General features: G+C 41.0%; 8 protein-coding genes. All 8 read left to right on the top strand.

The annotated features are described in order from the left end of the window. The first annotated feature begins 21 nt into the window (after positions 1-21). The 8 genes from QNM18_RS22800 (at position 22) to QNM18_RS22765 (ending at position 11,887) form a co-directional block, all read left to right on the top strand. On the top strand, positions 22-1,464 hold the full coding sequence (locus tag QNM18_RS22800) for a glyceraldehyde-3-phosphate dehydrogenase (RefSeq protein WP_023400310.1): 1,443 nt from the start codon (positions 22-24) through the stop codon (positions 1,462-1,464). A 182-nt stretch (positions 1,465-1,646) separates the two neighbouring features. Further along, positions 1,647-2,774, top strand: coding sequence for a M14 family metallopeptidase (locus QNM18_RS22795; RefSeq protein WP_211008984.1), 1,128 nt, complete (start codon positions 1,647-1,649; stop codon positions 2,772-2,774). 66 nt (positions 2,775-2,840) lie between these two features. Continuing rightward, positions 2,841-4,553, top strand: a complete 1,713-nt coding sequence (locus QNM18_RS22790) for an alanine/glycine:cation symporter family protein (RefSeq protein ID WP_211008985.1) — start codon at positions 2,841-2,843, stop codon at positions 4,551-4,553. A gap of 72 nt (positions 4,554-4,625) precedes the next feature. Then, positions 4,626-4,952: a hypothetical protein gene (locus QNM18_RS22785; protein WP_211008986.1), complete on the top strand. Its 327-nt coding sequence runs from the start codon at positions 4,626-4,628 to the stop codon at positions 4,950-4,952. Positions 4,953-4,954: 2 nt separating this feature from the next. Further along, complete coding sequence (locus tag QNM18_RS22780) at positions 4,955-5,236, top strand: YeaC family protein (RefSeq protein ID WP_023400314.1); 282 nt, start codon at positions 4,955-4,957, stop codon at positions 5,234-5,236. Next, the gene (locus QNM18_RS22775) at positions 5,226-7,910 is read left to right on the top strand and encodes a DUF349 domain-containing protein (RefSeq protein WP_284138516.1); all 2,685 of its coding nucleotides are present in this window, start codon (positions 5,226-5,228) and stop codon (positions 7,908-7,910) included. The genes QNM18_RS22780 and QNM18_RS22775 overlap by 11 nt, the downstream gene beginning before the upstream one ends. A gap of 554 nt (positions 7,911-8,464) precedes the next feature. Beyond that, on the top strand, positions 8,465-11,275 hold the full coding sequence (locus tag QNM18_RS22770) for a bifunctional aconitate hydratase 2/2-methylisocitrate dehydratase (RefSeq protein WP_284138515.1): 2,811 nt from the start codon (positions 8,465-8,467) through the stop codon (positions 11,273-11,275). 390 nt (positions 11,276-11,665) lie between these two features. Continuing rightward, on the top strand, positions 11,666-11,887 hold the full coding sequence (locus tag QNM18_RS22765) for a hypothetical protein (RefSeq protein WP_211008989.1): 222 nt from the start codon (positions 11,666-11,668) through the stop codon (positions 11,885-11,887). Positions 11,888-12,564: the final 677 nt, after the last annotated feature.

The raw sequence follows: 12,564 nt of genomic DNA, 5'->3' as shown, positions 1-12,564 counted from the left end.
ATTGTTTATTAGGCAGAAAAAATGACCTTATCTCACGAGCAAGAATATCAAAATAGCTGGCAAGAGCGCCAAGATTACGCTGAAAACATGCAACCGATCATTGGTCGATTGTACCGTAACTTGGGTGTTGAAATTGCTGTTTATGGTCGTCCACTTGTAAACACAAGTACTATTGACGTTATCAAAGCACATAAAACAGTAGCACGTTTTGAAGAGACTAAATTGCGTCTTCGTGAAAGCTTCCCTTTCCTAGAAGCTATCAGCAAAATGGAGCTTGCACCTGGTCGTATCGATTTAGGTAAGTTAGCTTATGCATATATCTATAAAAATGCAGGTGAAGGCCGCTCTATCGAAGAGTACTTAAATAGCGAGCTTGCTGACTTATTAAATAAAGGTACAGGTCCTGAACCTCGCGATGTTGTACTTTATGGTTTTGGTCGTATTGGACGTTTATTAGCGCGCCTGCTTATCGAGCGCGGCGGCTCTCACGCTGATTTACGTTTACGTGCAATCGTTGTTCGTGGTGGCCGTGATGGTGACCTTGAAAAGCGTGCAAGTTTACTACGTCGTGATTCTATCCATGGTCCATTCGATGGTTCAATTACTGTTGACCATGAAAAGGGTGCGATTAAAGCAAATGGTAACTACATCCAAGTTATCTATGCAAATTCACCAGAAGAAGTAGATTACACTAAGTACGGCATCGAAAATGCACTTGTTGTTGATAACACAGGTGTATGGAAAGATGAAGATGGTTTGGGTAAACACCTTGCTTCAAAAGGTGCTTCAAAAGTATTACTTACAGCACCAGCAAAAGGCGACATCAAAAACATCGTATATGGTGTTAACAATGTTGATATTCTTAATGAAGATAAGATTGTTTCTGCGGCAAGTTGTACAACCAACGCGATCACACCTGTTCTAAAGGCACTGAATGACAAGTTTGGTATTAAGAATGGTCACGTTGAAACTGTACACTCATACACAAATGACCAAAACTTAATTGATAACTACCACAAAGCTGAGCGCCGTGGTCGCAGTGCAGCACTGAACATGGTTATCACTTCAACTGGTGCAGCGAAAGCGGTTGCGAAAGCACTACCAGAGCTTGCAGGCAAACTAACAGGTAACGCAATCCGTGTTCCTACGCCAAATGTATCTATGGCGATTTTAAATCTGAATCTAAATGCAGAGACTACAGCGGAAGAACTGAATGAATTCTTACGCGAAACATCTCTGTACTCAGACCTTCGTGACCAAATCGACTACACTGCGTCTACAGAAATCGTATCAACTGACTTAGTTGGTAGCCGCTATGCGGGTGTTGTTGATTCTCAAGCAACAATTGTAGATGGCGATCGTGTTGTACTATACGTATGGTACGATAACGAGTTTGGCTATAGCTGTCAGGTAGTACGTGTAATGCGTGACATGGCGGAAGTAGCTTTCCCAAGTCTGCCATAATTTCGCTTTGACGATGAAAAAAGCCAGCAATTGCTGGCTTTTTTAGTTTTTGATTGGCGTTATGTATGATAGGCTTTTCCATGTTTTTAGCTACATCTGGCTAACATGGATAACAATTCATTCTTTAGCAAAGAAAACGCAATATTACGGCAAGAATGATTGCCAATAAATTTAGGGTATATATGAGAATCTCCAGTAATTTTGACAGCGGAAATATCAAGGTCATTTCGGCGCAGCAGCCTCGTGATATTCAGCTTGAAATCAACAAAGACAATAACTCAGACTTTTTTCAATGGTTTCATTTCCGTCTAGAGTCAACTCCTTTTGTAGAACATAAATTACACATCAATAATTTAAAGGCATCTGCTTACCCTGAAGGATGGGATGACTACCATGCTGTCGCTTCATACGATAGACAAAATTGGTTCCGAGTGCCTTCAGAGTACAAAGATGGTCAGTTGGTTATCGACTTTGAACCTGAATATAGTCATACATTTTTTGCTTATTTCGCGCCATACAGTTATGAACGCCATTTAGATTTACTTTATTGGGCACAAAGCCATGATGCATGCCAAATAGAAACGTTGGGTGAAACTATCGACGGTAGAGACATCAGCTTACTTGTAATTGGTGAGCCAAGTGAAACCAAAAAGAAAATTTGGATCACGGCGCGTCAACATCCAGGTGAAACGATGGCGGAATGGTTTGTTGAAGGTTTACTGCATAAATTGCTCGATGATGAAGACCCTCATGCGGCTGCGTTGTTATCTAAGGCGGTTTTTTACATTGTGCCAAATATGAATCCGGACGGCAGTGTTCGTGGTCATTTGAGAACAAATGCCAATGGCGTTAACCTAAACCGAGAATGGCAGACTCCAAGTATTGAAAATTCTCCTGAAGTTTATTACGTGCTAGAGAAAATGCGTGCGGTTGGTTTAGACATGTATTTGGATATTCACGGCGATGAAGCACTTCCATACAACTTTGTGGCGGGAAGTGAAGGCATTCCAAGTTATGATGCACGTCTTGAAAGCCTAGAAACTCAGTTTAAAGATGCGCTATTAACCATCACTCCTGATTTTCAAGATGTCTACGGTTATCCTAAAGATGAGCCGGGGCAAGCAAATTTAACCGTTGCTTCGTGTGCAGTAGGGGAAGAATTTAAAGCACTTTCATACACCATTGAAATGCCATTTAAAGACAATGCGGATCTGCCCGATCCACATTACGGCTGGTCAGACAAACGCTCTTACCAGTTTGGACAGGATACGTTATCAGCAATCGTAAAAGTTGTAGATAACTTACGATAATAAGTAATTAAGGCAGCCTTTGAGGTTGCCTTTTTTTATATAACAACAATTAGAAGAGGATAAGTCGTGGACGCATTAGGAAGTTTTCTTGATAGCTTAGATGCCATGCTAGGAGGCTCGTGGTGGTTTCCTTATGTATTGCTTGGGGTGGGGTTCTTTTTTACAGTTTATTTGAAGTTCCCGCAAATTCGCTATTTCAAACATGCTTGCCGAGTTGTAACAGGTAAATATGACAAAAAGTCTCTTGAAGGTGACACGACACACTTCCAAGCATTATCTACAGCACTGTCAGGTACCGTTGGTACCGGTAACATAGGCGGTGTAGCCTTGGCGATATCAATCGGTGGACCAGCAGCACTATTTTGGATGTGGATGACCGCTTTTTTTGGTATGACAACCAAGTTTGTAGAGGTGACGCTCTCGCACAAATACCGTGTTAAAACAGAAGATGGCACAATGGCGGGTGGTCCTATGTACTATATGGACAGACGCTTAAACATGAAATGGTTAGCGGTGCTTTTTGCTATCGCAACTGTTATCAGTTCTTTTGGCACTGGTAGTTTGCCTCAAATCAACAACATTGCCCAAGGTATGGAAGCGACATTTGGATTTGAAAGAATGGCAACTGGTGCTGTGCTTTCAATTCTTTTGGCATTGGTTATCTTAGGTGGTATCAAACGTATTGCTGCGATTACTTCAAAAGTAGTACCTGTCATGGCGGCAGTTTATATCCTAGGTGCGTTTGCGGTTATTTTTTACAATATTGAAAATATTGCACCATCATTTGCTGCTGTATTTACAAATGCATTTTCCGGCTCAGCAGCTGCGGGCGGTTTCTTGGGCGCTTCATTCGCTTATGCATTTAACCGAGGTGTAAACCGAGGTCTATTTTCTAACGAAGCAGGTCAAGGTTCAGCACCAATCGCGCACGCATCAGCAAAAGCAGATGAACCTGTGTCAGAAGGTATGGTATCTATCTTAGAGCCTTTCATTGATACCATTATTATTTGTACATTAACTGGGTTGGTTATTTTATCTTCTGGGGTATGGACAGAAAAATTCGAAACAGAATTTGAACGATCGTCGATGACTTTTATAAAAGGCAATTATGATGAGAGTAATGACGCAGATAGATCTGAACTGTATAAATATCTGAATGGGTATTCTGATCATAAAGTTGAAGAATACAGTGGAACAATTCAGGTCGTACAAGGCATAGCAGTAAACAAAGATTTTACCGTGCTGCATTCTCGTTCGATTGGTGAAGATATTCGCTTTGGCATTTCCGATTCGCATCAATACACCGGAGTCGTTGAAATAGAAAGTGGTATGCCCGTTGACCCGAGTATTTCTATTCAAGGTAAATCACTTGTTCACTCAGCAGAATTAACAACAAAAGCGTTTACACGTGGGTACTTTGGCGACAGTGGTAAGTATATTGTTTCAATTGGCCTGCTATTATTTGCATTTTCAACAGCGATTGCATGGTCTTACTACGGTGACCGAGCAATGACATACCTACTCGGCCCACGCTCCGTGATGCCGTATCGCGTCTTTTATGTTGCGGGCTTCTTTTGGGCATCCTTTGCAGATACCACGTTAATCTGGAAGTTGGCTGCGGTAGGCATTGTTGTGATGACCTTACCGAACTTATTCGGCATCATGGTTTTGAGAAAAGAAATGAAAGAAACCGTGGATGATTATTGGGAAAAGTTTGAAAATGGAAAAGATCAAGCTTCAGATAGCGATAAAATCGAAAAATCTCGCGATTTCCAATAAGACAAACTAACTCAAACCAAGTAGAATAGGGCGCCATATGGCGCCTTATTTTTTATTCGGAGTAGCGAAAGTATGGCAATTGCCCAATGCCCGAGTTGTAGTAAATCGATTTCTTCAAAACACACTGAGTGTCCTCATTGTGGCGTAGAGATTGGGAAAATAAGTGATGACGAATTACGTCGAATTACGGCTAGAAACCGGATTAAGAAACAACAGAGTATTATGAATTACTCATTTCTAGCTCTGATTTTATTTTTGGGTGGTTTTTTATATTTGTATTGGCACCACCCAGTTGAAGGCAGTATTGAAATGTATGCAGCCAAATCCGCAATTGGGATAGGTATGGTTTGGTACCTAATTAATCGCGTGATCTTGGTAATTTTGAAAAAGAAAAAGTGACGATGAATGTAGATAATTTGGTAAGTAGCATTACCCCAGAAGTATTTGAACGCTTACAGTATGGTGCTTCTACAGGGCGTTGGCCCGATGGCACGGAATTAACGGAAGCACAAAAAGAACAAACTGTTCAACTCGTCATGTTATATCAGGCAAAAATCGCAAAATCGAACGAGCAATTTACGATTAATGAAAGTGGTGAGATGGTTCAAAAATCGAAACGCGAATTGCAAAAAGAATTTAAAGCAGAAAACGAAATAGCTAGGTTCACTGAAAATGATCTTTAAACACTTATTTACACCTAAATGGAAGCACCCTAAGGCGCAAGTGCGCTTAGCGGCGGTGGATAAATTAGATACAACCAAGGACGTCGAAGCACTAACGACTCTGGCACTTGAGGACGACTCAATTCAAATAAGAAAAAAAGTCCTCAATAAAATTGACGATTTAGGTCTGTGGTGGAAAGTCTACAAACAAGACCAAGAGCTCAAAGAAATTGCAGAGCAGCACATTAATCAAGCAGTGTTGTCTGGCTCACAAATGTTAAGCAACGATATCCGTGAAGAATATATTGACAGATATGCTCCGCAGAAGACCTTAGAAAAGCTTGCTTTCTCAGATATTGCACAAACACAGCGTGTCAAGTTACTTAAGCGTATAGCTAATGCTCGTTTGATTGAGAAAGCTTTTAAAGAAGGTGAAGAGTCAATTCAACTTGCTTTGTTAGACTTGATTTTTCAATATGAACTAGCAAAAACAGTATCTAAAAGTGCTCAAGGTGAAGCCAAAGCTCAGATTGATGCGCATATAGAGCAGGCTCGTCTGGCGAAAGTTATGCCTAAGCAAGTGGCTGAGCAGGTAAAGCTGATTTTGGCTAAGTTTAATGCATTGCGAGAAAAGGCTGATTATGAAACGGTTAGTGCCCAGTTCAATGAATTGAGTCAACAGTGGCAAAACCTTGAGTTAAAGTGGCTAGATGAAGAAACGCTTGGTGTACAGTCTGAAAAGTATCAAAAGCTAACAGACAAACTGACAGTACATATAGAAAAACTAAAAGCACAATTTGAAGCAGAAGCCGCAGCTCAGAAAGCGCAAGAAGAAAAGCAGCAAACTATTGAAAAATACACCTCTCAGATCGGTGCTTTTGAAGTAGTACTGAATGAGGCAATAAGTAAGCTGGATGTTGAGTCACAAGTGTCATTACAAAATCAGTTTGACCAACTCAACAGCACATTGACTGGTTCTGCATATAATGAAACGGCAGAAGTTAAAGGTTTAATTCAAAAACTTAAGCAATTAAACGACTTACTGACGACCTTGCCAGAAATGGTTGCAGCAACGAAAGAGTTTCAAACTGCATTGGATGCATTGAAGCGAATCGAGGCAAGCGAAGATATCGAGCGCCTTGATGCGTTACTTGGTGAGCAAAAGCACGCATATCAAGCATGTAATGTGGCGTTAAAATCTTTGCCAGGTGAGTTAAAACAGAACGCAAAAAGTGAGCTGAATCACGTATCTAAATCCTTTTTAGATGGGATGAAGCCACTTGTAGAGCAGCAACAAAAATTACTCAAAGAATCGCGTAAAAAAGCGCGTGATGTACAGAGGTTGATCGAACAAGGCCGCTTTAATATTGCGTTTGGTGTATTCAATGGTTTGTCTGAAAGTTATGAGCAACTTACGGATACGCACAAAGAGCAAGTGAGCAAGCAGTACGAGACTCTACAAGCACAACTTGCTGAGTTTAAAGACTGGCAAAAATACGCATCTGCACCAAAACGTACAGAGCTTCTTACTCAGTTAGATGAAAAACTAGCAGAAACAGAGGTTGATCCTAAAGTTCGAGCAGCAGATGTGAAAATGCTGCGAATTCGCTGGAATGAACTTGGTCGTATCGAAAGTGAAGAAGAGAAACAACAAGCAAAAGTGTTCGACGAAAAAATAGAATTGTTGTTCGCGCCGTGTCGTGCATATTTTGCTGAACAAGAAGAGGCGCGCAAACAAGTTGTTGTTGATCGTGAAAAGCTCATTGCAGAAATGCAAGAACTGGAAAGCTTTTCAGTCGAAGAAGAAGGCAATTGGCGTAAGCTTGAGAGTCAGTTTAACCGTATCAATAAACTTTGGCGCGGCGCAGGTAGTTTGGATGCCCAAACTTACCAATCATTGAATGGTCAGTATCGCGATGCATATGCAAAAGTAAACGCGCGCTTGAAGGCGCATCACCAACACAATGCACAGCAAAAACAAGCATTGGTTGATGACGCATTAGCACAAGTTGACAATGAGAATGTTGCAGAGGCTTGTGATGTACTAAAAACATTGCAAAAGCAGTGGCAGGGTATTGGGTTTGCTGGCAGTAAGAATGAGCATGTTTTGTGGCAATCGTTTAGAAAGCACAACGATGCAGTGTTTGCTAAACGTGAAGAGATGGTTGCACAGCAAAAACGTGAGAACGCGGCCCTTGAAACGCAACAGCGCCAGGAGCTTGCAAATCTGGACAGCTTGGTGATCGATGCCAAGACGCAGTCTGAATTAACTCAGTTGCAGGCTCAGATTAGTAGTTTAGAAGTGTTAGGCGGGTTGAATAAGATTAAAAAATCACTGCTTGAACAAGTTGAAGTTAAGTTGAATGAATTGTTTTCAACATTGAATCGCGAGAAGTTTTCAGAACTGGTGAGCGCTGTTGAAAATAATCAAGATATTCCAACTTGTTGGCAGGGTAAAAACAGCTTGGATTTGAGTGCTGCAAGATTGTTGTTAAGACTTGAAATCTTGACCAATGTTGATTCGCCTGAGGGTGAGCAGCAAGCCAGAATGGCAGAACAGGTTGCTTTGCTTGACGAAAAGCTGCAAGGTGATTCCCATAAGTTGGACTTTTACTTAGTCAGCTATTTTGCCCAAGCGAAAATTGAAGGGATTGAGTTAAACTCAACTCGAGTTTTAAGCGTGTTAAATGCATAGATACGAAAGGCCCTACTCAGGGCCTTTTTAATGGCCGCTTTTTATATCTTTTTCAACTACATAAAAGCCAATTGAGTGCTTTTAGACCCCCACTACATGGTGCCCAAATTAGGCAAGTCCAATATTTAAATGTGCTTTTGTGAGTGTTGCTCAAGGCCCCATTCAATACATGTCGTTCATGCTCATCAAGGGTATAGGTGTTCTTCGTTTGATGAATGACCATATCATTGATTTTTTCCAAATCAATATCAAATGGTTACGTTACTTTTGGGGTTTTATTTATTCGCGTAATGAGTTTGATATTGGTGAGTTACTCATCTATTTTTGTGTAGGAAAGTGACAAATATTTATCTCGGAAATAATAATCATTATCACATAATTCTTATTTATACCGCGCATTAACTTTATAAATTAGCGTAACCTAGTGAATTTAGTGTATTTTGCGGCGCAAACTAAAACTAAAATCGCTTTTTAGTTAAATGATTACTAGCGCACTAAATTAGGGTAAAATAACCCTGTTTTATCTATGCGTATTACTGCCTGACGAGGTTCATATGAGTTTGTATACTGAGTACTTGGAAGAGATCCAAACCCGTAAAACGGAACAAGGATTAAATCCAAAACCAATTGATAGCGCAGAGCTATTATCTGAAATTATTGCCCAAATCAAAGACGCTGGGCATGAGCACCGCGAAGATTCGCTTAAATTCTTCATCTACAACACACTTCCAGGCACAACTAGCGCTGCTGGTGTTAAAGCACAATTCCTAAAAGAAATTATCTTAGGTGAAGAAACTGTCGCTGAAATCACAGCTGACTTTGCATTTGAACTTCTTTCTCACATGAAAGGTGGCCCTTCAATTGCTGTACTTCTTGATCTTGCACTTGGCAATGACGAAGCGATTGCTAAGCAAGCTGCTGATGTACTTAAAACACAAGTATTCTTATACGATGCGGACACTGCTCGTCTACAAGACGCGTTCAAAGCAGGCAACGTAGTTGCTAAAGAGATCCTAGAAAGCTACGCGAAAGCTGAGTTCTTTACAAAACTTCCTGACGTGGCAGAAAAAATTGAAGTAGTTACTTTCATCGCGGGTGAAGGTGATATTTCTACTGACTTACTTTCTCCAGGTCATCAAGCGCACTCACGTGCTGACCGTGAACTTCACGGTCAATGTATGATCACACCTGAAGCACAACAAGAAATCGTTGCGCTAAAAGAAAAGCACCCGAACGCGAAAGTAATGCTTATCGCGGAAAAAGGTACGATGGGTGTAGGTTCTTCACGTATGTCTGGTGTGAATAACGTAGCGCTTTGGGCTGGTACTCAAGCAAGTCCATACGTTCCATTTATCAATATCGCGCCAGTGGTTGCGGGTACTAATGGTATCGCACCTATCTTCCTTACTACTGTTGATGTAACCGGCGGTATTGGTCTTGACCTTAAAAACTGGGTTAAGAAAGTAGATGCTGATGGCAATACAGTGACTGACGAAAATGGCGACCCAGTATTAGAAGAAGCATACTCAGTAGCAACTGGCACAGTGCTTACTATCGATACTAAAGCGAAAAAGCTATTTAATGGTGAAGAAGAGCTAGCTGATATTTCATCTGCATTCACACCTCAAAAAGTTGAGTTCATGAAAGCGGGCGGTTCTTACGCGGTTGTATTCGGTAAGAAACTTCAAACGCTAGCGGCAGAAACACTAGGTGTTGTTGCGCCGACTGTTTACGCACCTTCAAAAGAAATCTCACACGAAGGTCAAGGTCTAACAGCTGTAGAGAAAATCTTTAACCGTAATGCAGTAGGTGTAGCTTCAGACGCGCCACTACACGCAGGTTCTAACGTTCGTGTTAAAGTGAATATTGTTGGTTCGCAAGATACAACGGGTCCTATGACGTCACAGGAACTTGAAGCGATGGCTGCTTCAACGATTTCGCCACTTGTTGACGGTGCATATCAGTCTGGTTGTCACACAGCGTCTGTATGGGATAAAAAAGCGCAAGCGAATATTCCTAAACTAATGGCGTTCATGAACAAGTTCGGTCTTATCACTGCGCGTGATCCGAAAGGCATCTACCATTCAATGACTGACGTTATCCACAAAGTACTGAATGACATTACAGTGGATGACCGTGCTATTATCATCGGTGGTGACTCGCATACACGTATGTCTAAAGGCGTAGCGTTCGGGGCTGACTCTGGTACTGTTGCACTTGCACTGGCAACGGGTGAGTCTGCAATGCCAATTCCTGATTCTGTTAAAGTAACCTTCAAAGGTAAAATGGCAGAGCACATGGACTTCCGTGACGTTGTACACGCAACTCAAGCGCAAATGCTTAAGCAATTTGGTGGCGAGAACGTATTCCAAGGTCGTATCATTGAAGTACACATTGGCACACTAATGGCTGACCAAGCGTTCACCTTCACAGACTGGACTGCAGAAATGAAGGCGAAAGCGTCAATCTGTATTTCAAACGATGAAACGCTTATCAAGTCAATTGAACTTGCTAAGAGCCGTATCCAGATCATGATCAACAAGGGTATGGAAAACGAAGCGAAGACACTACAAGGTCTTATCGATCTTGCTGATGAGCGTATTGCAGGTATCAAGTCTGGTGAGCAGCCAGCGCTAGCGCCAGATGACAACGCGAAGTACTACGCAGAAGTTGTGGTTGATCTTGACGAAATCGTTGAGCCAATGATTGCTGACCCTGATGTGAATAACGAAGACGTATCTAAGCGTTATACGCACGATGTAATCCGTCCAGTTTCATTCTACAACGACAAGCCAGTAGATCTTGGTTTCGTTGGTTCTTGTATGGTTCACAAAGGTGACATGCAGATCATTGCACAGATGCTACGTAACCTTGAGAAGCAAAATGGTTCAATTGCGTTCAAAGCACCTCTAGTTGTTGCGCCACCAACATATAACATTGTTGATGAGCTTAAAGAAGAAGGTGATTGGGAGATTCTAGCTAAGTATGCTGGTTTCGAGTTTGATGATGAGAAACCAAAAACAGCTGCACGTACTAAGTATGAAAACATCCTTTACCTAGAGCGCCCTGGATGTAACCTATGTATGGGTAACCAAGAGAAAGCTGAGCCAGGTGATACGGTAATCGCAACTTCTACACGTCTATTCCAAGGCCGTGTTGTAGCTGATACATCAGAGAAGAAAGGTGAGTCATTACTTGGTTCAACACCATTAGTAGTACTTTCAACTGTATTAGGTCGCTTCCCAACGATGGACGAGTACAAAGCTGCGGTTGAAGGTATCGACCTAACAGCATTTACGCCACTTGAAGAAGAGCTAACAACTAAGTTCGGTTCTGAGCAAGCAGTGCCTGTTAAAGTAGTTTAATCTTTACAGACTGAGTACGAAAAAGCGCGTTTTAAAACGCGCTTTTTTTATGGCTTGGTTTCGACCTTTTGAGCCCAAACATTCAATATCTAGTACTTATTTTTCGCCACAATTATATTTCCCTTCAACTTCTTGCCACACATGACACATTAGCCGGGATAACAGTTGTTCTGTCGAGTTGCCGCTAGCTACTAATTCTTAAAAAATAGACTTGGTTATTTTGTACTGGAGGCGCAAATATGGCGCGTATTTTTACATGCTAGTCTAAACTTTACCTCTGTCGAATCGTTATATAGTAACATAAGTGAGTGCTCTACTGTTCCCAAGGTACAGCTTAGTACTCTACACAACGCGCTAATATACACGCTTAAACAGAGGGACTCAGGCATTATGAATGAGCACAGTAGTTTTTATTTTCAAAGTTATGAACAGTGGCGTCATGCGATTACAGTGCGTTGCAATATCAATTTAACACCTGAATACGCGCGAGCCCGTATCCATGCGTTGAGTGATCCAAATGATCTTCACACACAAGAGTTTGCCGCTAAGTATGGAGATGCTTACTTAAAGCAGGTAGTGGCGTGGTTTACTCGTGCAGAGCAAAGTACATAGCCGCGATATATTCTATTAACGTCTTCAGTACAGTTTTCTCGATCTCGGGTATTGTTTATATACTGCTTTGGGATTGTCTTTTAGAGATAGTCTAGCTGTCATACTTGAGATGGGTTATTGTTTGAAATGGTCGAACTGGCTAGGTTCGATCATTATTATTTTTGATAGTACTCTTATAACTCACCTGTTCAAGTTTTGTTAAAATGGGCTCGGCAACCATCCACTGTATTTGTGTATCAAATTGATTAGCCTAAGCGATTATTCAGATGTTATAAGGTTGAAACTCAAAGGCCAATCTTCCCCCAAGAGTTTGCGCGTCCAATGATTTTTATACTGGTATTAAGAGCGTTTATCGATTGAAATATAACTGAGTAGTTGTTCTTTCTTCTGTATCAACCAATATCTTTTTTAGCCATTCTATTTCATAACGAACAAACTTTTTTTGAGCTATTTAAAGTAAAGTTGTTTCAGGTGAGGTGGAAAACTTAGTGCCTGAATTACTTTTATACTTGCAACGGGAAAATTGGCGAGTTGCCTATAATATTTTAGAATTGGCAATAAATTAACTCGATACCGCGTTTGTTTTTGTAATTTTATATTTTTTCAATAAATATTTATTTTTATATTCGTGGCTTATGGTTGCGTTACTTTTTTTGTTATTAAAGTAGGGTTTTTTA

This window comes from Pseudoalteromonas obscura (genome assembly GCF_030135505.1).
Taxonomy (GTDB): domain Bacteria; phylum Pseudomonadota; class Gammaproteobacteria; order Enterobacterales; family Alteromonadaceae; genus Pseudoalteromonas; species Pseudoalteromonas obscura.
The sequence above is the reverse complement of the archived record's forward strand: the minus strand, read 5'-3'. Positions and strand labels throughout refer to the sequence as shown.